17 protein-coding genes are annotated in these 21796 nt (G+C 44.5%); all 17 read right to left on the bottom strand.

What is annotated here, in order from left to right:
- Position 1 precedes the first annotated feature (1 nt).
- The 17 genes from IGK63_RS01825 to IGK63_RS01745 all read right to left on the bottom strand — a co-directional run bounded on the left by IGK63_RS01825 (position 2) and on the right by IGK63_RS01745 (position 21719).
- Entirely contained in the window at positions 2-571 is a 570-nt protein-coding gene (locus tag IGK63_RS01825) for a TetR/AcrR family transcriptional regulator (RefSeq protein ID WP_016611448.1), read from the bottom strand.
- A gap of 208 nt (positions 572-779) precedes the next feature.
- The gene (locus tag IGK63_RS01820) at positions 780-2240 is read right to left on the bottom strand and encodes a helix-turn-helix domain-containing protein (protein WP_016611450.1); all 1461 of its coding nucleotides are present in this window, start codon (positions 2238-2240) and stop codon (positions 780-782) included.
- On the bottom strand, positions 2218-2709 hold the full coding sequence (locus tag IGK63_RS01815; RefSeq protein WP_016611451.1) for a hypothetical protein: 492 nt from the start codon (positions 2707-2709) through the stop codon (positions 2218-2220). The genes IGK63_RS01820 and IGK63_RS01815 overlap by 23 nt, the downstream gene beginning before the upstream one ends.
- Positions 2710-2753: 44 nt before the next feature.
- Entirely contained in the window at positions 2754-3554 is an 801-nt protein-coding gene (locus IGK63_RS01810; RefSeq protein ID WP_016611452.1) for a class A sortase, read from the bottom strand.
- On the bottom strand, positions 3544-4626 hold the full coding sequence (locus IGK63_RS01805; protein WP_016611453.1) for a DUF916 and DUF3324 domain-containing protein: 1083 nt from the start codon (positions 4624-4626) through the stop codon (positions 3544-3546). The genes IGK63_RS01810 and IGK63_RS01805 overlap by 11 nt, the downstream gene beginning before the upstream one ends.
- Before the next feature lie 67 nt (positions 4627-4693).
- Positions 4694-5434 carry a WxL domain-containing protein gene (locus IGK63_RS01800; protein ID WP_005232357.1) on the bottom strand — a complete coding sequence of 247 codons (741 nt, stop codon included), beginning with the start codon at positions 5432-5434 and terminating at the stop codon, positions 4694-4696.
- 11 nt (positions 5435-5445) lie between these two features.
- Positions 5446-6246: a WxL domain-containing protein gene (locus IGK63_RS01795; protein WP_008376256.1), complete on the bottom strand. Its 801-nt coding sequence runs from the start codon at positions 6244-6246 to the stop codon at positions 5446-5448.
- Between the two features lie 45 nt (positions 6247-6291).
- A complete protein-coding gene (locus tag IGK63_RS01790) occupies positions 6292-7005 on the bottom strand; it encodes a WxL domain-containing protein (RefSeq protein ID WP_016609549.1) in 714 nt (237 codons plus the stop codon).
- Positions 6938-7306 carry an LPXTG cell wall anchor domain-containing protein gene (locus IGK63_RS01785; protein ID WP_008376260.1) on the bottom strand — a complete coding sequence of 123 codons (369 nt, stop codon included), beginning with the start codon at positions 7304-7306 and terminating at the stop codon, positions 6938-6940. Before IGK63_RS01785 ends, IGK63_RS01790 begins: the two co-directional genes overlap by 68 nt.
- Positions 7307-7320: 14 nt before the next feature.
- Positions 7321-12204 carry a hypothetical protein gene (locus IGK63_RS01780; protein WP_429972422.1) on the bottom strand — a complete coding sequence of 1628 codons (4884 nt, stop codon included), beginning with the start codon at positions 12202-12204 and terminating at the stop codon, positions 7321-7323.
- 636 nt (positions 12205-12840) lie between these two features.
- Complete coding sequence (locus IGK63_RS01775) at positions 12841-13800, bottom strand: LacI family DNA-binding transcriptional regulator (RefSeq protein ID WP_005227180.1); 960 nt, start codon at positions 13798-13800, stop codon at positions 12841-12843.
- Between the two features lie 13 nt (positions 13801-13813).
- The gene (locus IGK63_RS01770) at positions 13814-17104 is read right to left on the bottom strand and encodes a GH36-type glycosyl hydrolase domain-containing protein (RefSeq protein WP_016611456.1); all 3291 of its coding nucleotides are present in this window, start codon (positions 17102-17104) and stop codon (positions 13814-13816) included.
- 15 nt (positions 17105-17119) lie between these two features.
- A complete protein-coding gene (locus IGK63_RS01765) occupies positions 17120-19270 on the bottom strand; it encodes a glycoside hydrolase family 3 N-terminal domain-containing protein (RefSeq protein WP_016611457.1) in 2151 nt (716 codons plus the stop codon).
- A 6-nt stretch (positions 19271-19276) separates the two neighbouring features.
- Entirely contained in the window at positions 19277-20056 is a 780-nt protein-coding gene (locus tag IGK63_RS01760; protein ID WP_016611458.1) for an endonuclease/exonuclease/phosphatase family protein, read from the bottom strand.
- On the bottom strand, positions 20053-20967 hold the full coding sequence (locus IGK63_RS01755; protein WP_008376278.1) for an acetylxylan esterase: 915 nt from the start codon (positions 20965-20967) through the stop codon (positions 20053-20055). The genes IGK63_RS01760 and IGK63_RS01755 overlap by 4 nt, the downstream gene beginning before the upstream one ends.
- Positions 20960-21562, bottom strand: coding sequence for a DUF624 domain-containing protein (locus tag IGK63_RS01750; RefSeq protein WP_016611459.1), 603 nt, complete (start codon positions 21560-21562; stop codon positions 20960-20962). Before IGK63_RS01750 ends, IGK63_RS01755 begins: the two co-directional genes overlap by 8 nt.
- Before the next feature lie 13 nt (positions 21563-21575).
- Positions 21576-21719, bottom strand: a complete 144-nt coding sequence (locus IGK63_RS01745) for a hypothetical protein (protein WP_016611460.1) — start codon at positions 21717-21719, stop codon at positions 21576-21578.
- Positions 21720-21796: the final 77 nt, after the last annotated feature.

Raw genomic sequence — 21796 nt, 5'->3', positions numbered from 1 at the left:
CTTACTGCTCCTCTTTTTCATAGATTTGGTAGCCAAAAAATTCCACATCCTTCGCCAAACGAAACAATTGCGTCGCAATCTCTAATGGGGTCTCTGGAAAGTCGTTGTGAATCCAATTTTCCAAAATGCCTCCGCAGCCGTAGGAAAAGAATCGGCTATAAAATAGAATGTCTTGTTTCGTCAATTGCTGCTCTTGATCGACCTCCAAGAACAAGCGCTGAAAAAGCGGTTCTGTGATCTGTAAAAAACCGTTCATTAAGATCTCGCGGTCATAAGCCAGTGATTTGCGGTAAAAGGCCGGCGCTTGTTTCATTGCTTTCAGCATGCGCAAGGCGGCTTCTTCCCAGTTATCAAGGGAGACATCTTCTGTCGTCAAAAAAATCAGGGCATCTTGCCGATAGATCCATTGGATCAAAGCTTTTTTATCAGGAAAATGGTAGTAAAACGTCTGCCGATTGACTTGCGCCTTTTCGGCGATCTCCTGTACGCTGATTTTATTCACTTCTTTGGTCTCACAAAGGGTGATCAATGTCTGGCCAATCACAGCCTTCGTTTGTTTCCCATCCATCATAGGGCACCTCTTTTTCTTCTCTTTCTATCATACCAAATTTTCTACTAAAAAAAAATCCTATCAAATGGTCCTTTTTCACAGACCTTATCCGAACACTTCATCAGGGCAATAGATCCCTGTGTGCTTTTTGCATATGGTAGATTTCTGCAAAAAACGCCTGCCTTCATTTGAGGCAGACGCTGCTTTCGATAGTTAAACGGCAAGATGCTCACTGTGCCGTTTTGGTTTGAAATTGTTCTCTGCGAATCACGCTGATTTTTTCAGTAAAATTGGCCCAATCGATGGGTCTAGGTGGTGCTAGCCATAAAATATGGTCGATCCCCAACGCACCATAAAATGGCAGGTTTGAAAGAATCAGGTGCGTATGATCATCTGGGTAACTCTGGAATTGCACATTCAAATCGAGAATTTTTTCAATATTCTTTTTGATCATCTGGTTGTAGGAATCACCAAACGAAAAATCAACACAGACATATAAAGGAACCAAAATCTCTTTTAGTGGAATCGTAGAAACTAATAAAATTAGGTATCTAAAAAACAAAAACTCTTTATTGTTCCATAAGATCGGTCGATTACGACTTTCTTCCAGATAGTTGCGGCAAAACGCAGCATATTCAGGATACGTCTCAAGAAAATATGTGACATCCATGTATTGGTATTCATAACGAGAACTAAAAGAAAACGACAAGAGCTGGTAATGAATCGTAGTCGTTTCGACATGAAGCAGCGCCAACGTGTCCGTGGTTAGCGAAAACTGCTGTTGGACTGCCTGAATAAACTGCTCGTTTAATTGTTGGATATAGGTTTGTTCTTGGTCGATGTAGCTATTGTTGTCGATCAACCAGCCTTCAACGATCAAGAAGCGCAAAATATCTCGTGCCTCACGTTCTAGGACTTCTTGATCGTTGATCGTCAAGATCTCCTGCAACCAACGCTTCAAATCTTCAATGATCACTAAATGTTTTGGCAAGACTAAATCGTTTTCCACACTGTTTTGCATGAAATGTCCTTTAGACATCCGCGCCAAAACAATACCTAGATAATGTTTCTTGCGAATCCGCATGCGGGCAGACTGTTCTGGATTCAGCCAAGTACTTTCATTGAATCGATCAAAGGTTTTTTCTTTGTCCAAGATACCTTTTGGGAAAGGGGAATGGTTCAAATAATATTCCTTCATAAAAAAGAGAAAAATAAACTCCCGAATCTCACTTTCTTCACCCACCAGCTGAAACTCTTTCGTCACTTCAATGTCGTATTCTTTCAAGATCAGTTTAAACTGTTTAAATTCTTTATAGACGGGATTATGACTTAGATAGTGATTGGTAGCAAATTCGTATAAAGAAGACAATTGCTCAAAAAAGCATTCTTTCAACATAGAAAATTTTAACGCTTGATCTAGATAATAGGTCAGTAGTGTGTCTGAAGTTGCCAGCCCGGAGGCATTCAGTTTAATGACCGTCCCATCGGTCACGATCTCAAATTCCTCATTCAATCCTAGTTCATAAAAATCAAGATTCAATTCTTGAACGGTCTTATTGATCAGAAATTCCGACATGGTCAATTGGTCCATCAATGTTTCCTTCGTTTCAGAAAGAGCGACTGCGTTTTCCAAATATTGCAGCATCATCAATTTTCGTTTGTCCGCCTTATTCAAAAATGTCACAAACATGCGTTTTCAAGCCTCCGTTATTTTTTTGGCCATAAAGAACGTTTCCTGAAAATAGATAGCATAAGCTGGCAAGATACGAAGGTTTGTCATCCCCGTCACCATCCGTATTATTTCCCGGCAGTGCTAAATCGACAGCCAAACGATCCGACGCAAAAACATCTTCTAACATGACTCGTTGTGCTAAGTGCTTCTGTTTTTCCAAAAAACTGCTCTCTGGAAATGCGGATTGTTCCTGTTCTTTTTTCGGAACAGGTTCCGGTTCAGGAGCCGGCGATTCTTTGGATTCTTCCTTTTCTGCAGGCGGTTCATCTGCTTTTTCCGTACTTCCTTCTGGCGGATCCGTTGGGACGATTTCTTCTGAGGGGTCTAGCGGATTATAGATAGTCGCAAAAACAACTTGTTCTGTGACAAGATCGATCATTCCAATAATCATGCAGGCACCAATGACAAAACCAAATCTGCGTTTCATTTCTTCACCCTCCTTATCAACAGAGCTTCTTTTTGATGCTCTTTCTACGGCGCTGAACGTTTCAACAGTTTGTGAACGCCAAGCAGACATCCACTAATTATAAATAAAATAACAAATAAAAGAAACCAATTTTTTTCAGATTGTTGTTTCCATAACATTTCTTGTTTTTGAGCCAACACTCTTGCGCCTTGTGACGTACTGCCCATGGTCGCTGTGTTTTGCGACTGCCCGGCAGTTGCTTGCTCAACAGGAATCGCTGTCAGCACGTAGCGTTCTTCTGTTCGAGTAGGTGTGGGACAAGTAATCAATGTCAACTTTGGTGTCTGGTCATCTGTTAGAACCGACAAGTCGGATTCATCTACGACTTTTTTATCGATAATAATATACTGCTGGCGTTCCTCGAGGTAGGTTACGGACACTTCCATCCCCACCTGTGCTTCTAGCAATTGACCAAATAACAAACTTTGTCTACCGAGATGATGCCCTAAAACGACAAAATTGTTATTTTTTAACAAACGTTCCGGAAACATCACGACACCGCCTTTCAGCAGCTGCTGATTGGTTATCCCCACCAATAGCGGCTGCTGGAACTCGATCGCTTCAATTGCAACAAAGCCGTACCCGGTGATCGTTGCCGACTGCGGAGCCAATACATCCCCTAGAGCCGGCATTTGAATCGTTTCTTCTTCTGGAATCGTTGTCGGCAGCTGGGTCGCTATCGTCAATTCGCTTGTGCGTAATTGCCAACTGACGATGCTTTCTTTTAAAAAAGGAAGTGCCAACAAGAGGATACCTGCGATGATCAAGCCATCGATCAAGTATTTCTCAAGGTGCTCACGCTTCATCCGTTTCATTTTTTTTCTTTCGTCGGTACCATAAAAGCAGCAGTAAGGCGAGCAGCAGCAAGAGACCGCCGATCAAGAAGTAAAGCCACGTGTAATCTGTTTCGATCGTCACATCTTTCTTATTAAGATCACGAGCAACATCGCCAGTCACTGTGAATTCTTTTTCGAAGCTCCATTTATAGAGATAGCTTTCTTCCTCGCCTTCTTCATTCTCCACTTTGTATTGTCCTTCATCGCTTTTCCCACCATAGGCCACGGAAGTCAACACATAGGTCCCTGCTTCTAAACGTTGTCCTTCCAAGGAAATTGGGTACGAGAAGTTTGAATTAGGTGCCATTTGCATTCGTGAGGTATCTGAAGCATACAAGACGTCACTATCGCCTTTCTTCTTCACTTCATTGATCAACCGTAAGGAATTTAAGTAAGCTGATTCAGGATTTTGCAACGTAACATTGATGGTATTGCGAGCGTTGACTTGTCCCGGTCCAACATCCAGCAGTTTTAGATCCGGCGTGACTTCTGTTGTATTTTGACGGAGTAAAATCGCAACGACATAGGCATACTCATTCTTGATGGCTAACCCTTGGTCTTCTTCACTGTCAGCAGTATCGGTTTCCGCTGTCGTTTCTTTCAAGGTCAAACCACCGGCAATAACCCCTTCAAACGATTCTGAGGGCATACTGATCTTTAAGGGTAAGGTGATTTGGGATTGTTTCGGGATCGTGATCTCTTCCTCCACTTCAATCAAATCAGCCATATCATAAGGCAAGGTTTCGTCCGCTTCGATGTCGTTTTCGCCATATTCCACGACCCCGTTTAGATTCGTAGTAGCAGAAGCGATCACTGGCGCGATGACGACCTCTTGATCGGTGTCATTGCGCAATTGGACTTCTACAGTTTGAACCGCTCCTGGCTCCATTTTCAAGTCAAAATAAGTCTTTTCTTTATCGATTTGATTCTCTGGAATCACTGGATTGACGGCAAAGTTAAATTCAGAAGCGGTTCCTATGGTTGGTACAAAAAAGAAAATACTTGCGAATAGGAGCGCCAAAAGCTGTTTGATTTTTTTCATGATGGATGTCCCTTCTTTCTATGTATTCTCCTTGAACCCTTTCGAGGTTCAAGGAGAAAGCTGGTACTTATGGGTTGGTTGGTGTGTCTGTTAGTAACCAAGTAAATGTGGTGTTGTATTGGCTGGCATATTTCGTCGTTGAGCCTGGAACTTCCAACTCAATGCTATCCATGGCTGCAGCTAAACTATCGCCCCAGCTCATTAAATAGGTCCCTGCCCCTTCGCCATCTTGGGCACTCATCACTAAGGATTGGGCACCATTTGGATTCAATGTGATCGTTGCGCTCACATTTGATGGTTTTGGTGACAATGAAGGAGTTACCACAGTTCCCTTCGTCAAACGAATTTGCGCAGCAGTCAATTCTTGATCTTCCGCTGTTTTGAACTGACCATTTTGGCGAACATTCAATGTCCAACCGCTCTCTGTTCCCCGATTGTCTGTCACTTGGACAAAATTCGGTCCTTCTTGATTATCACCAACTGAATCCACATATTTTTGAGTTTCCGCATGGTAGATCTCTGTTTTTGAGGTGATTTTTTGTGTGCCAAAGTAAAGGCTTGAAGCAAAATCAATCGATAGCGGTCCGTTCGTTCCCGGATTTGGTCCATCTGGGTCCGTTGGATCCACTGGTTTGATTGGATTTTCTGGATCTGGATCCGTTGGGCTGATTGGATTAGTTGGATCCGTATTTGGTTCAAAGGTGATTTGTCCATTTGAGTTGTATTCTGCACTGTCCGCTGCTTGTGCCAGCACTGGTGCTGCTAGGCTTAAGCCTAATACTGAGAGAAATGCTAGTGTTTTTTTCATGTCTATACTCCTTATCCTTCCGTTCCTGGTGTATCTGATAATACCCAAGTCAATGTAGTCGTGTAGCTAACGGCATCTTTTGGGGTGCTGCCTGGTACAGAAAGTGCGACTGCTTTGGTAATATCGGCTTGTACTTCTTGATCATCTTTGTCTATTTCAGTGATCGACTCAACGCTTCCCCAAGCATTGACCCATGTCCCAGCACCTGTTTGATTTGCTGCGGTCATCACCACTGATTCAGCACCGGCTGCATCCAACGTGATCGTTGCTTCTGCCACTGGAGCAGTGACGCCAATCGCATTTGATTTAACGGCAGGGCTTGTTAGGGTGATGACAGAACCAGTCAATTCTTGATTCAACGTCGATTCATTTTTAAATTGTCCATTTTGCTTCACAGACAACCGCCAACCGGCATTACTACCGCGATTATCAGTTACTTGGACATAATTGGCAGTTTTTAATGTAGAAGCTGTGCCATCGTCATTCAAGTACCCTTGTGCTCGTGCATAATAAACTTCGTTTTTATTGGAGATTTTATTGACACCAAAATCTAAGCTAGAGGCATAATCGATCGATAACGGGCCATTTGTTCCAGGATTTGGTCCATCGGGATCGGTTGGATCAACAGGATTGACCGGGTTTTCTGGATCTGGGTTTTCTGGATTGACTGGGTTCGTCGGATCGGTATTTGGAATAAAATCAACCGCCCCATTTGAGGTGTAAGAAGCCGCTTCGGCTGCTGAAACCTCGGTTGCTGCACTCGCTGCTGCCAATACGGCAAGACTTAAAAAGACCCATGCTGTTTTTTTCATTTCTATTTGACACTCCTTTATCTTTTTTACTGAAAATCAGTGATTTTAATTGCTTTCAGGGACATTCTTTAAATTCCAAGTCAATGTCGTCCGATACTCTTTGGCTAATTTTACGGAACTGCCTGGTACGTTTAATTTTACTGCCGTTGACCCTTCCGTTGCATCGTTCCCAAACTTGTAAATCCAAGTTCCCATTCCTTTTCCGACAGGTGCATTGACCAAGGTGATTTCACTATCGGGTACAAAGGTATGACTTGCAGTAACTGTTGGTGCATACTGCATATCGGTGACTGAAGTTGCTGCACCTGAGGCGATCGATAATGAAGCGCCGACTAGCTCTTCGTCATCAGCCGTTTTGAATTGTCCGTTTTGCACAACACTCAATGACCAACCTTCTTGCGTTCCTCGTTTATCTGTTACTTGCACATAGTTTGGTCCAGCAGCGCCAGCTGTGAACTCTTGCAGCTGTGCGTAATAATCTTTTGTTTCAGAAGTAATCAGTTGGTTGCCAAATTGAAAACTTGAAGCAAAATCAATCGATAATGGTCCAGCTGTTCCAGGATTTGGTCCATCTGGATCGGTTGGATCGACGGGATCCACTGGTTTTTCTGGATCGGTCGGATCAACTGGATTGGTTGGATTCGGGTCCGCTTCAAAAGTGATTGCTCCATTTGAAGTGTATTCAGCGGCATTAACGGTTGTTGGTAACAGAGCAGTGCTCATCAATAGAATGCCTGCCGTCAAGAAAAGTTTTTTCATTTTTTGTTCTCCTTTTGATTAAAATGATTCCTGCTGCCAACAAAACGACAAGACCACTGCTTTGATAGCTATTGAAGTGATCTGATCCTGTTGCCGGCAGAATATTGTTGCCTTTTTGATTAACTTGTTTATTCCCTGGCTGTTCTTTTACGGGCTCTTCTGGCTCCTCAACTGGTTCTTCATAGACGCCGAAAAAGGAAGTAATGCCATTGCTGTCATAAGCACCTGCTTCGGCTGCTGAAACGAGCTGAGGAAATATTAATAGACAGCCAGCAATAATACCGATCATGATTTTTTTCATTTGTTTTCCTGCCTTTATGGGTTGCCAGGTGCCGAAACCAGCTGCCAGCTCAGGGTTCCTTGATAGTCCCCAACTTTTTGCTGTTCGACTGGAACGGTAAGCTTGATTCCTTCATTCTGACTTTCGCCCCAGTGCTGATTCACGACGTATGTGCCATTTTCTGTCAATTCCGTTTCCTCGATGATCATTTCCCCACTGGTTATCATCTGTTCTTGACCGTTTGTCACAAAGCGGAAGACATCGGTTAATTGATCTGTCCCATCCGTTAATGGCTGTTGCTCTTTGACCGTCAAGCGCCATGGACTCCGTTCGGACCCTCTCGTATCTTTCACCGCTAGCTCACCTGTGATCGTTGGCCAATAATCTTGTGTTTCTGTGGCAACTTTCTGCTGCCCAAAATCAAAGTCTGTTGGCACACTGCTTAAAATAAGCTCGCCGGCAACTGCGACATTGACGACTTTTTCTGCCCGTTGACTGCCTGCTTCATAATGGTAAGCCGTTGATACATTTTTCAACAGCTCATCTTCCGTTGCTTGCTGGATCGCGGCAAAAGCTTGCGGATCGACAGTCGGTGGTATATTTGCCCGATTATCTGCAAAAATCGTGGTTGCTTGGGTATAGTCTGCCAAAGCGGCTTCATCTGTCAGCGCCGTTGCTTCTGGTAAGTTCAAACGGACATCTTTTGCATAGACGGCAAATTGCCGATCAGCAGAAATGACACTTTCATTTTTGACCACCACCAGATTCACGGTAGTTTCTTCCTGATTCTGATCGTTTTCCCCTACTGAAAAAGTGATCGCTTGTTTGCGGTAGACCGCTGTTTCTAACGGTTCTTGAATCGCAGCTAAGACCTCATCTGTCAGCGTATCCTTAAAGAAAGGACGCCCGCTGGCTTCGAGATAAGTCACGGCTTGTTCTTTGGTCAGCGATTGTGCCTCTTGCTCTGTAAGGATCACATTGCGGGCTTGGACTTCCGCCTTATTTGAGTAGCGGACACTAATATCGTAACTATACTCCCCATCAGGACTCGTCCAGTCAACTGGCTCTGAATCTGGTTGTTCCGTCAACTGCTGATCCGTGCTATCCAGCTTGCTGGATTTGATTTGCCCCGCATAGACCCATGAACCGGACGTTTGGGTTTCTGGTGTAAACGTCAATGTTGGCAATTCCGTTACCGTGTAGGGAATCAATAAACGCCCTTTTTGCACCTGTGTCCCCGCCTGCTCAGTTCCCCATGCTTGCAAGGTCAGCGGCGTATTGTTCTCTTTGACTGCCGTTACATTGTGACTAATGGCGCCAATCCCGTTAGCGACTCCCGGTGTTTCGACTTCGTAGTTAATGATCGAACCTGGTATCGCAATACCGTACCCGTTGGCTGCATTGGTCACATCGTTGTCCCCGATGAAGGTTTTCCCAGTCGCTTTTTCGATCCCGCTGAAGTTGATTGGCGTGATCGCTGCAGCATTAGCAGCAGTTGGATTTATAGTCAGTACTTGATAGGCACTAACCGCTCCAAACCACGTCCCTTGACTGTTGACTCGAGAACCTGCATCATTGGTCGTCGTTTTCAGCCACGTTAAATGATCTTTGTCCGTATCTGGTGTTGCGAAATCTGAAAGATTGATTCGCCCCGTTCCCGGCGGTGACTCAATCGTCCCTTTGTCTTCCACCGTTAACTTCGCGCCTGAAATCAAATTCGTTGCAGAAGAAATACCGATACCGGCATCCTTGGAAAGATGGATGTCACCGAACTGATGATAGGTCGTTGCGTGATTGACAGCAGTGGCTGAACGGCCATTTTTGATGTCTCCCCCATTGGCCATTAGCTTGATGCCGTTTGTCACATTCAATTCGGTAAAGTTGACGATTCCCAGACCCGTCACAGCGATTGGATCAGTTTGATAAGAAGCTGTCCCATCGACATTTTCACCAAAGCTCATCTTCACTTGATTGCTGCTGTTGGCTACGATCGTGTTCGTAAAGTTGTCTGACGCATTTCCGCCTGAAATCCCATTGATACTTTTGGCTCCTTGAACCCGCATTTCGACATCTCTTAAAATTCGATTTGAAGAAATGTTTGAATAATTTGTTGTATACAAGTTACCGATACTTGATCCTTCAGCTTGTATATTAATATTGATTTTACCGCTTCTTGTGTTGGCGGCCGTTGAACCACCATCGCCATAGATCGTTGCACCATTCAGTGCATCTGACCCCGGCTTTGTGTATATGTTCAATGTAATCGTATTGGTACTATCAGTCCCAACGATGTTGGTACTGTTAAACGGATTTCCACCTGAGATATTCGTTCCTGAAGGAAGCTTAAATTCCCCTTCATAATCCCTTAGGTCGATTGTTAATTGGGCATCCCCTAGCAGCGAACCTGCATTCGTGATTCCCCCAGAAAAAGCACTTGGACCTGTCCGAGGTGTTCCAGAAAAATCTCCGCCGTAAATTCGATTATCAGAATTTCCATTGATCGTGTGTCCCGAAAAATATCCATATGATGCACCCATTGAGGCATTGATAATACCATCATGAACAGTGACTGAAACGTCCCCTGTAATTTTGGCATCCCCCCAACCGCCGCCACTAAGAAACCAGTCGACTTGACCGTAATTTACTTCAGCATGTGAATTACCGAATACACGTTTACCGGTATATCCTGCACCTTCCAAAGTATCAACGATCCCGCCATTCAAGATGTTTGCCGTGTTTCCCTCGATGATTCCTGAAAAACCACCACCATAGGTCCAACGAGCGACTACATTGTTTAAGACTGTTTTTGTATCCCCATAAATATAAAGGTTGGTTGCTTGCACACCATTGGTACCGCCTCCGCCTACGATATCAAACGTTCCGACACCATTTGCTCGTGAATTCAAGCTATTTGAATAGGCGATACCATCTTTATAAGATCGTCCCCCATAACTGTAGACGAATCCAGGTCCGCCGACCGTGCGAGAATCATTTAATACGCCGACTTCGACAGTTGTGCTGCCGTCAATAAAGCCACCATACCCAGCTGCCCGCGTATACGATAAGTTGTCTCCTCCATAGCTGACACAGCCTTCTAGGATTTTCGTCGTAATATCACCGTATACTTTAAAGCGAGCAGTGGTTTCAGCGTAAGCCCGGCGATCAGTTGGTGTCATCGCGTCATACACACTATCAGATCCAGTTTGCAGACTGGTAACACTTACGTCCATTCCTGCTCCGCCATCGACACGATTGAACGACCCTTGATTGTAGTCACCTGCTTTAATCGTATTTTCAATACTCCCAGTAATCGTTCCATTGGTTCGATTGGCACCAATAAAATAGGCTGCTCCTGTAGAATAGGCGCTAGTGTCTACTTGGTTCGTAATCGCTGTTTGCTCTCGTGTCTGTCCAATATTTCCTTCTCTGGAACCACCATAATAATTCAATCCTGTACCGGTCCAACCACCCACTCCTGTGAGAGTATTGTGGACTGTTCCACCAATGTTCCCGTATTGAACACCGCCATAATAGGTTCCTAAACGGAAATTGGTGTTCGTTGTTTGAAAGACTGTTGCGACATTACCGGTAACATTGGCTGTATTTGAAGTAGTGGTTCCGACACCGCCCCCATAATAATTGGTCAGTGTGCCATTTAGTCGATTGATCGTGACACTGGTATTCCCATCAATCGTACCGATATTGGCACCTCCTGCAATCGTACTGATGCCGCCCACCGTATTATTTACGACAACCGCTGTATTCCCAGTCAATGTACCACCGCTTTGATTCCCACCATAGATGTTCCAAGTTCCAGAGCCTGTCGCATTTACAGTGATCGTCGGATTTCCAGTAAGGTCGCCATTGTTGCTTCCTCCATAAATAGAAAGGCCATTGCCGGTGGAACCACCGTTCAAGGAAAGACTATGCCCATTCATGTACATTCTCGTCCCCGTATAGTTGAGGTTTCGAATCACTACATCAGAACCGAAGTAGATGTCCGTACCAAAAGGAACGGTTCGACTACCCGAAGTCAACGTTGTTGCATCTGTGATGGGATCATCACTATGCCCTGTGATGATCAAGCGGCTGATTTTTCCTTGTAGTGCATAAAAAGTCATATTTGTATTATCCACTGTATCTGGAATCGTTTTTGAAGTCAGATTTGTTGGCAAAGACGGTAAAGCTGAGCCAGAGCCAACATACAAAGCAAATTCTTGGCCATTGCCGTTTTGATACATATCGAACAACGCTTGACGAATCCCTTCAGCACTATTGGTGTATTCTGCATATGCTGAATCATCTCCAGCTGGACTTGGTACAGCGATCACTTTCGTTTTATCGGCTTCTGCAATGATCTCTTTGATCGATTGTTCTGCCAACGAGATGTCCGCCGCTCTTGCCTTAACAGTCGGTTTAAAAACAGCAGTCAAGGTTTGATTCTCCGTGAGAATCAATTCGGTCAGCGCTTGACTTGTATAGACCGTGCCATCTAACGACCAACCTTCAAAAGCAGTATCATCTTCAAAAACTGGTAAATCACTTTCTTTTAGTGCTTCCCCTTTGTTTTTGCTGATCTGAGTGCGGGTTTCCCCGGTAGCAAATACATGCTCCTTGTCTGTCAGAAAGGTCACCTGTACTTCTTCTGCAGCTTCCGATGAAGCTTCTGTTTCAGCTGAAGCTGTGTCAGTGGCTCCTGTAGACGAATCTGTCGAAGCAAGTTCGCTAGATGCTTGCACGTCAGTTTCGTTCGTCTCTTCCAGACTGTCGATCGATGAAACGACAGGGTCAGAAGAAGACATACTTTGTTCTTCACTTGTTTTTGTAACACTTTCGGCTTGTGCCACTACCATTGCATATGAAAAACACGGACCTGATGTTAGTAGAAAAACAAGTAAAGTTGTTAAAAACCGTTTCACTTTATCCCTCCTATCTTAAAAAAATAAACGTATCGCGCAGTGCACGCCCTGTGTTACAACTCTTAGTTTAGCGAGTTGACGAAAGAGAATTATAATTCTTTTTTTCTTCCATTCAAAATTATGATTATAATTGTTTTTTCATAATTCCAATTTTTGTAACTTCCACATCTTACAGCTATTAACTACTCATCAATTAAAAAAAGCTCAAATTATCAAGATGAATCATCGACTCTTTTCAAAAAAATGCTTTTCTCTTTCATAAATCATACAAAAAACGAGGGATAAATCAACACTATAAATTAAATTAAGATGAGAAAAATAAAATAGAAAGTTAAAATATTTGACAAAAACTAATGTTCCAAAGGTCTTTTATATAAGCCAAAAATAGTAAGTTAAAAGAACGCTTCCCGTCTTCTCTCCGTAGTTAATGATAATGTTATAATCAAAAAATGAATAAAAAACGTTATTTAAAAATTCCAGCACACATAAAATAACAAAATAAAAAATATTATTTTTTTTATAAATCACTGATTTAGATAAAAAAAGGAGTGTTATCGTTTGAAATAACGCAAAAAAAGCCTCAAACAGCGTACCTTGTTCGAGGCTTTTTCAACTATTTTTCCTTTAATTGATCAATTAAATAAATGATCCACCATCCACAAAAGTGGTATAAATATGCTCGTCCGCCACTGGTTCCCCTTGGATCGATTGTACGATTTTCTCAGCTGCCACCATGCCCCATCGATGTTTCGAATAGGAGATCGTCGCTAAGCGCGGCTGCACAAAAGCGCCTAATTCCGTGTTATCAAACCCGATGATGCGGATCTCTTTTCCGATGCGATAGTCGGTCTCGCGGACATATTTGTAGACACCGATCGCCATTTCATCATTGAAGGCAAAGATATCAATGGGAAACTGGGGATCATTTGCTAAGAGCTGTTTTGCCGCTCGATAACCAGAAGGTTCCGTGAAGTCACCAGGAATGACTTCATAAGGAATACCAAAGCGCGTCAATTCTTTCGTACTGGCTTCCAAGCGCTCCCGACTGTCGTAGCCTTTTTCTGGCCCTGCTAAGAGGAAGACTTTTTGGCTTTGTCCAGCGATCAAGCGATCGATCGCCAGCGCCGCCCCTCCTTTATTGTCTAACAAGACTTGATGGATATTTTCATGAGACAAGACACGGTCTAACACGACGATTTGATGTCCTCGTTGGGCGTATTGCTCGATTTCCTTTGCTGGAAACGTCCAATCCAAAATGATGGCACCGTCCACCATCCGCTCAGGAATAAACAAGTGTGATTTCTTGCCGCTGCAGACGATCATTTCATAGCCGAAAAGTTCCAACCCTTTCTTGATGCCATCTAGCAATTCCCCATAAAAACTTCCGGCATAATCGGCGAGATAAACACCGATGATGTTGGTTTGTCTGCGTTTCAGTGTGCGAGCAGCCATGTTCGGAACATAGTTCAATTCGTTTGCGATCGCTTGAATCCGCGCACGGGTTTCCTCGGTCACTTTTGGACTGCCATTCAATGCATACGAAACGGTGGATATGGAGACACCCGCTTTTTGGGCAATATCTTTGATTCCTACCATGGCTTCTCCTTTCTTAACGATAAATATCGATCGTATTGGTTTGGTTCTCGCTTAATTTGGCGCAAAGCGCTGCTTTCTTCAGGACAAACGCACCTTGGCGGTAGCGATTTTCCGCAAACTCAGTGGACATTTCTTCGCCGTTGATCAATATTTTCGGCGTACTTGACGAATGATAGACGATTTCGACCGGCCGATCATAGAGTCGATACGTCAGTGTCAATCCTGCTAATTCCGCTGGCAAGACGGGATCAAGTTCAACGTGATCAACAAAGGTCCGAATGCCTAACACATTGCTGATCAACTGATTCATATAGATCCCCGGTCCACTAGAATAGATGCGCCAGCCGCCTTTGACGCCGACTGTTGCCTCCTTAAGTTTACCAAAATTTTCTTGGGCTTCAACCCTTGTTTTGAAATCGCCATCAGAACTACTGAAATACGCATTTGCTTGACGGATTTCCGCATTTTCGACCCGTTGAGCGATTTGGATCGGATTAATGACCCCAAGTGCTTGCCAAGTCTCTTCTTCTCGACCTAATTTCGCCATGGCCTCTGTAAAGCGGATGTGGGCGTGAACGTACTGTAAACCGATTTCTCGTCCAAAATTGGCTGCTTGTTCTGCCCGCTTGAAGTTGGTGCTGACACCACCCGCATAAGTCGCTGGACGATTCATCAAGCGCACCCCATCTGGAAATTGCAAATGCTCCTTGATGATCGCCACATGATGATCGGCTTGTTCGGGAGATAACAGCTCGCCGATCATGCTTTGCTGCATCGGCAGCAAGCGGTATTGGATACCGGTTTTCTTGTCAGTCGGATGGACCATCAGTTCCACGTGCTCGCTATCTTCCATATAGACAAATCCTGGCAAAGTCCCATCAGCTAACATGTATTTTTCAAAGTCATGTTTGATTCCCGCAGACAGTTCCGTTAAATGTTTGGCATACTCTGGGTCAACTGACTGCAACTGGTTGGCTAATTTTTTCAATACTTCATAGGTCAAGGCAACGGTCCAGCTGCTGGCCATTTGTTTCTTCAACTTACTGTTATTTGGCTGCAAGGTGTCATCCCAATCGCCATCACCATAACAAGACAGGTACGTTCCTTCCAAAAAGTTCGCTTCGATATACGCCACTTCTTTTTTCAAATGATCAAACAAAGAAGCATTGGTTCTGGTTTTCAAGAAGGTTGTGCGATCCGTATAAGGCAGTTCTTTTTCCAAAATCGCAAAATCTTTGGTTTTTTCGAGATAGTCACTAACGACTTTCATTGGCCAAACGATCACATCTCCGTGGCTCTCATCGGCTTTTTGTTTCTCATAGCGATCAAACATAAACCATTGTGGCCAGTTGCCGTCATCTGCAAATTGATTTTCAAACAAATGCTCGATGATGGACGCCACCATCTCAGGACGATTGAGGGCTAAGAAATACTCAGTCGGTCCTTGGGAAACGTCTCGAGTCCCCCAAGCAGCACCACCGTACTGTTCAAGGCCATGAGGAGACAAGTAATGAACAAGCATATTGTGGGTGTACCAACGTGCCAAGTGATTGAAGGATGCGACATCTGCCTGCGAATGTTTCAATTCAAACTGATTCAACAAATCATCGACAAAGGCCGTATAGGCAGTGTCTTCTTGCTGGCGATCTAACGTTTCGGAAACAAAGGGTTCACCAGTCAGTGTGCCTTGGATCACGAAGGAAACCGTCGCCTGTTCTGCAAAGGTCAATACGGTCGTGCTATCGTCGGCTGCCACATTGAAAATCGTTTCATCGGTTAGTTCAAAAGGTTGTGCTGCATGGAGATAATACGTCAATTCTGGATAAGTTTCCGCAATCGGTGAATCCGCTGTTCCTTTGATGGTGAGCAATTGCTGGTCTTGCGTAATGGTAACAGTCGGTACCGCTTCATCGATCCCCATCACAAATTGATTAGTGATGGCCCAGGTGTAAGCACGACCTTGTTCACTAGTGATGGTGGTTGCAATCGTGCGTCCATTTGCTTTCGTGAAGGTCGTTACTTGAATGACATCATCCGCTGTTTTGTAGTACCACGTCGCCGAATTTAAGCCCATTTCAAAGGCAGATGGCATCGTTAAAATCCGCCATTGATCGCCGTCTTTCAGATAGATCCGCTGACCGGAACGTTTGAAAAGATTCAATGAGTTGCGGCTATTACTCAACAATTTGTTCATGTTCGTATTGCCTAATACGATTTGGGAGTTAAACATCCCCGTCATGTAAACAGTCGTGCTCAAAATGGGTTGATCGACGATCAACTCTTGTCCGCTCATCAAAATATGCCCATGGGAGCGTTCCATCTGCCCTTCCTTTTCCTTCAACACGACATGGTGATAATCAGGGGTAAAAAAGGAATAAAGCTGTTGGTCAACGATTTCCACTGCTTCTTGCTGAGGAAATCGCTCGTTGATTTCTTCTGTGGTAAATGTCAGCCCTGTGAGCGGTCGACCGAAGTTTTTTCGAGCCTGCGCCGTTGCCTGCAACGAGTCAAAGGACAAGGCTTGATACGTTTCTTTCAACGTTTCAAGTGCAAACTGCGGTTCATTGACTGCCGTCGCTTGATTGGCTTTGACCGCTGCGTAAAAAACGATTTCCGTAGGTGTCTCACTTATTGTCAACCATTGCGTTTGCAGTGCCGTATAGGCAAATTCGTATTGATACACTTCATTGGCTAATGTCTCTTGGCTGAGTGCAGCTGGTTGATTCGTTTCTTTGTAGCTGCGACCGAAAAATTGATAGCCATCCGTCGAGAAGCCTTTTAAGGCTTGGAAGCTGCCCTGTTCCACCAATGGAAATTGACCATTTTGTGGTTGATTTTGGCGAGAAGATAGCACGATTCGATCCTTATCATGGCTAACATGATGGTCGATATATTGCGAAACATAGGCTTCATTGGATTGAACAGCACCTTTGGCTGCGTTACCAAGATCTTGTCCGTAAACCAATTCCGCTTCCCCAGAACCACTCAATTGAACTCGCCAGAACCAGCAATCTTGTGCCAATTGAAAATCTACTTGGTAACTGATAGACTGGTACGTTCCAGTCCAAGTCAGCTGTTTGTCTGAGTAAGCAAAGGCACTGTCAGCATTTGAGCCGATCAAGGGAATGAAGTGCCATTCCCCCGCTTCACGCAGTCGTAGATAAATTTGATTCAAACTGCCATCTAGCGCATTCCCATTCAACTGATTGATCATCACATCGTGACTTTGGATCTCATATAAATCACCGTTTGGTAAAAACGTCACGGTCGTATTTGCATTATTCATCACTATTTTTTTCGTCATAGAAACCTTCCTATCTTACCTAACTAATTGCAGGGTTGTTTGTTGGGTGTCTCGGCTGTTCCCACCAATCATGATGTGGAATTTCCCAGGATCACTGCTTGCTTGTTGGTTGCTATGGACATAGCGCAGCAGTTCTTCCGTGATCTCAAATTGAACGGTTGCTGATTCGCCAGCTTCTAGCCAAATTTTCTTAAAGCCTTTCAGTTCTTTCACTGGGCGAACCACTTCACCGACTAAATCGCGAATGTAGCATTGGACCGTTTCCCAGACCGCTGCTGTCCCTTGGTTCGTAACCGTGATGGATGCCGTGACTGTTTGATCTTTGGTCATGGTCGGCTGATCCAACGTCACCGTAGAATACGCAACTGGGCTATAGCTCAAGCCGAAGCCAAATGGATATTTGGCATAATTGGAGACATCCAAATATTTTGAGACATATTTTTCATCCGGTGCACTTTCATATGGACGACCGGTATTGTCAACGTTGTAATACACAGGGACTTGTCCAACGGTTTCCGGGAATGACATACTCAAGCGGCCGCTTGGATTGTATTCTCCCCACAAGATCTGAGCAAGTGCGTTTCCGCCTTCGGTTCCAGGGAACCAAGCCTCGACGATCGCTTTGGCTGCATCAACCCCTTGCAAGTCAAGAGGACGACCGTTATAAAGGGTTACGATCAATTGCTCGTTGTATTCTTTCAAGGTTTCAACCAAGGACAATTGGGCTTGCGGCAAGCGAATGTCGCTGCGACTGGCAGCTTCACCGCTCATCCATTCTTGCTCTCCTAGCGCTAAGACAACTTTATCCGCTTCTTTCACTAATTCGATCGCTTCTTGGATCGCTGCTTCAGACGGTGCAAAATAATCAAAGGGCTCTTGACCGATCAACAGATCCGCACCCAAGGCTTGAGCACCCGCCACTAATGTCACCACTTCTTCTTGTTTCCCTTGCCAAGACCAAGCACCTAATAGATCACGGGAGTGAGCACCCGGGCCCACGATCGCCACTTTTTCGGTTTTCTGCAACGGCAGGACACCTTCATTTTTCAACAATACCATTGATTTCTTTGCGATATCGCTGGCGATCTCTCGGTGTTCTTGAGACAGAACAGTGGCTGCTTCAGCGGCTTCATCAGCACCGCGGTATGGATTTTCAAATAGACCTAGTTCATTTTTCAAGGTCAAGATTCTTAGCACGGCTTCATCGACTAAGGCTTCCTCAACGGTGCCTTCTGCGATCAGCTCTTTCAAGTTATCAGTGTAGCAAGTCGTCATCATCTCGATATCGACCCCAGCTTTGATGGCTAGTTCAGCGGCATGTTTTTCATCCTCCGCTGCGCCATGAGCGATCACTTCTTTGATTGCTGCCCAGTCAGAGATCACAACGCCTTCAAACCCGAATTCTTCTCGCAAAACATCGCGGAAAAGCCAGCGATTGGCTGTTGCTGGAATACCGTCCACCGTATTGAAGGAGGTCATCACCAGTTTGGCACCGGCATCAAGGGCCGCTTTATAGCCCGGTAAATAACTTTCTCGCAGTTGGCGTTCTGACATATTGACCGTGTTGTAATCGCGACCGCCGATAGCCGCACCGTAAGCCGCAAAATGTTTGACACACGCAGCTACGCGGTTGAAATCCGTTCGCAGATCATCCCCTTGATAGCCTTTGACAAAGGCTTCAGCGAAGCGACTGTTCAAGTAAGGATCTTCCCCCGTCGATTCCATGACACGGCCCCAACGTGGGTCTCTTACTAAGTCCACCATCGGTGAAAAGGTCACATGCAAGCCAGAAACAGCCGCTTCTTTGGCAGATACTTCCGCCATCTTCTCCGCTGCTGCCAAATCCCATGAACTACCTAATCCTAATGGAATCGGAAAAATCGTCCGAAAGCCGTGAATGATGTCCGCCATCAATATCGTCGGGATATTCAAGCGGTTATTTTCGATATACTCTTTTTGGACGCGGATCGCTTCTTTTGCACCAGAAACACCTAGCGTTGTTCCCGCATTGTTGATGTTCTCTTGTGTCAGTCCTAAGTCGCCCATTGGGCCGGTTTTCTCTTCTGCTTTATCTGAATAAAAAGCCGCTGCCAGTTGCAGCAACTGATCGATTTTTTCATCTAAGGTCATTTCTGAAAGTAGTTCGGTTAATTTCTGCTGTTCCATTTTTATTCATCCTTTGCTTTCTTCAAATTGGACTTCTGCTTCTAAAGGGAAATGATCGGAAGGAAAACGACGATCACAAGAATCCGTTAGACAGGCGGTTTTGACCACCGTGAAGCCTTTCGTATAGATATAATCAATTTCTTCTAGTTCTTGCCATGGTAACGTATAAATAAAATTTTGATAGGAGCCTTTGGGTCCGTGATGAGGCTTTTGTCCGTGTTCTTTGGCATTTTGAAAATGCTGCTCTAAGTACCGATGCACCCGCTCCGTTGGCTCCGCATTCAAGTCGCCCATTAGTAATACAGGGTAGCGTTCGATCTGATCTGCCAGCTGCTCAAAGATCACTTTCATCCCTTCAAAACGAGCCATTTCTGAAATATTATCTAAATGGGTCGTGATGACAAGAAACGGCGGATTCTTTTTTTCCTGTAAGACTGCCCAAACACATAAGCGTGAATAGGCAGCTTCTGGATGAATACTGGGTTCAGTCGGTGTCAATGACAACCAAAACGAACCTGAAGCTAATAACTCGAAAGTCTCTTTTTGATAATACAGTCCGATGCCTTCGCCTAAGCCATCACCATCTCGTTCAGCCGTGACGGAAGCATACTGCGCTAGCTTTGCTAAATCTGCAAATTGACTAGGTCGGGCTTCTTGGATCGCCAGAACATCCCAGTCGTAGTAATCGATCAAGGAACAGACCGCCTCCGATCGATAGTGCCATTGCCATTCTTGGTCATAGTCGGTATCGACTCGTAGATTGTAGGTTGCTACTTTCATCTTCATTCATTTCCTTTGAGTAATTTTTTGATTTGCTGCATTTCACGACGGATTTGTTTCGCTTCGCCGCCGCCATGCCCTTTATTTAAGTAAATACGCAATTCTTTCGGTCCAGGAATCTTTTTATAGGAAACGAAGAAATCTTCCATGGGACAGATCGGATCAGCACTGCCGACCGATGTATAAACAGGACCAGTTATCTGATGAGCAAAATACTTCAAATCAAAATAACTCATGACTTGATAGATCGTTTCCCGCATTTCTGGAAATTGTTCGATATACTCTTGAATCACATGGTAACTTCCTGTTTTTTGTTCGATCCGATGGACAAGATTGGAGTGGCTTGGCACATCGGCAAACGTCGCAAAAATCGGGACGTTCGTTAATGCGTTGACCAATAAGGCGATGCCGCCTCCTTGCGAGCCGCCTCTTAAAATAATCCGCTGCGGATCGATTTCCGGTATCTGTTGAAGGACTTCTAGTGTGCGCAAACTATCTGCGACCAATCGCTTCATATAAAAATCTTCTTTTTTCAAGATGCCGCGTCCAAAAGGTGCTTCATGCTGCGTGGTTTCATAGGGAACCTGATCTTGCGTGCGTCCCCCTTGTCCGCGATTGTCGATGACAAGACATCCGCAGCCGATCAGTAACCAATGAGCGAATTGGAACGGTTCTTGCACATGATTCATATAGCCTAAAAAATCAATCACGATTGGACAATCTGCCGCTTGTTCTGGCAGCAGCAGATGCCCATAGATCGTTTCATTACCAAGACTTTGAAAAGAAATCGTAAAACAATCGATCCCTTTTAGCAAAGGCGTTTGTTTGGTTCTTTCAAAGGCTAGCGGAAGGGCGTCAAGTTCTTGTTGGACCGAAGCCCAAAAACAGGATCGATCAGTTGCGGTCGATTCAGTCATTTGTCTCTTCTCCCTTCGCTAATACTTTATTGAAAAACAACACTTGTACAAAGGCTGATCCTGAAATGCCTAAACAAACAAATAAGAATAGGTTTACTTTGCTGCACAATACAAAAACAATGATTGGGATCACCAGTAAAATGATCGCATTCGCCGTACTGCTAAGAACCGCATATGCCGTTTCTTTCGCTGTTTCTTGCAATGATTGCGCAAACAAACTGTACAAGAGAACGAACACGACGAGATACAGCGCAGCCAAGCTGACGAGGATCACGGCTAAAACGCCAAAGTAAGGTGTAAGCATCATCAAGGAATAGATCAAACCGGCAAAGACTGCGACATACGCAATAACAAGACCTTCTAAGAAGAGACCACGTTTGAGGTTGCTTAAGAATGCTTGCTTGTATCGTTGCCAAATCGGGACATCTCGTTCCTTGTACAATTGATCGATCGTCCGATACAGCGCGATCAATGCTGGCCCTGCGAGAATCAGCGTCATTGCTGGAATCATAAAGAGAAAACTAACAATGATCATATCTGCTAGAAAAGCAAAGACCCGATAGTACCATCCTTCATAAGAAAATAGTCGATTCATTATGATCCTCCAATCAAAACTTGCTGATTTGTGCTGCGGGTGCTGCGTAAACCTGTTTCTTGCCTTCTTGTGATTTTGGGTCGTTTCTCAACGTACGGGTTTCTGGGTTGCAGGTCTCACTACGTGAGCCAGTCGCAGTGATTCTTTGTACGGACACTACGCTCCCTGCAGTCGTCTAGTACTTTTCATCATCTGCTCTGTCTCACTACGCGAGCCAATCGCAGTGATTCTTTG

Source organism: Enterococcus sp. AZ040 (assembly GCF_050499185.1).
GTDB classification, from domain to species: domain Bacteria; phylum Bacillota; class Bacilli; order Lactobacillales; family Enterococcaceae; genus Enterococcus_D; species Enterococcus_D entomosocium.
The sequence above is the reverse complement of the archived record's forward strand: the minus strand, read 5'-3'. Positions and strand labels throughout refer to the sequence as shown.

What these genes read in the sequence shown, in the direction of transcription:
- IGK63_RS01825 (WP_016611448.1), bottom strand. Translation starts at nt 571, where the DNA reads ATGATGGATGGGAAACAAACGAAGGCTGTGATTGGCCAGACATTGATC.
- IGK63_RS01820 (WP_016611450.1), bottom strand. Translation starts at nt 2,240, where the DNA reads ATGTTTGTGACATTTTTGAATAAGGCGGACAAACGAAAATTGATGATG.
- IGK63_RS01815 (WP_016611451.1), bottom strand. Translation starts at nt 2,709, where the DNA reads ATGAAACGCAGATTTGGTTTTGTCATTGGTGCCTGCATGATTATTGGA.
- IGK63_RS01810 (WP_016611452.1), bottom strand. Translation starts at nt 3,554, where the DNA reads ATGAAGCGTGAGCACCTTGAGAAATACTTGATCGATGGCTTGATCATC.
- IGK63_RS01805 (WP_016611453.1), bottom strand. Translation starts at nt 4,626, where the DNA reads ATGAAAAAAATCAAACAGCTTTTGGCGCTCCTATTCGCAAGTATTTTC.
- IGK63_RS01800 (WP_005232357.1), bottom strand. Translation starts at nt 5,434, where the DNA reads ATGAAAAAAACACTAGCATTTCTCTCAGTATTAGGCTTAAGCCTAGCA.
- IGK63_RS01795 (WP_008376256.1), bottom strand. Translation starts at nt 6,246, where the DNA reads ATGAAAAAAACAGCATGGGTCTTTTTAAGTCTTGCCGTATTGGCAGCA.
- IGK63_RS01790 (WP_016609549.1), bottom strand. Translation starts at nt 7,005, where the DNA reads ATGAAAAAACTTTTCTTGACGGCAGGCATTCTATTGATGAGCACTGCT.
- IGK63_RS01785 (WP_008376260.1), bottom strand. Translation starts at nt 7,306, where the DNA reads ATGAAAAAAATCATGATCGGTATTATTGCTGGCTGTCTATTAATATTT.
- IGK63_RS01775 (WP_005227180.1), bottom strand. Translation starts at nt 13,800, where the DNA reads ATGGTAGGAATCAAAGATATTGCCCAAAAAGCGGGTGTCTCCATATCC.
- IGK63_RS01770 (WP_016611456.1), bottom strand. Translation starts at nt 17,104, where the DNA reads ATGACGAAAAAAATAGTGATGAATAATGCAAATACGACCGTGACGTTT.
- IGK63_RS01765 (WP_016611457.1), bottom strand. Translation starts at nt 19,270, where the DNA reads ATGGAACAGCAGAAATTAACCGAACTACTTTCAGAAATGACCTTAGAT.
- IGK63_RS01760 (WP_016611458.1), bottom strand. Translation starts at nt 20,056, where the DNA reads ATGAAGATGAAAGTAGCAACCTACAATCTACGAGTCGATACCGACTAT.
- IGK63_RS01755 (WP_008376278.1), bottom strand. Translation starts at nt 20,967, where the DNA reads ATGACTGAATCGACCGCAACTGATCGATCCTGTTTTTGGGCTTCGGTC.
- IGK63_RS01750 (WP_016611459.1), bottom strand. Translation starts at nt 21,562, where the DNA reads ATGAATCGACTATTTTCTTATGAAGGATGGTACTATCGGGTCTTTGCT.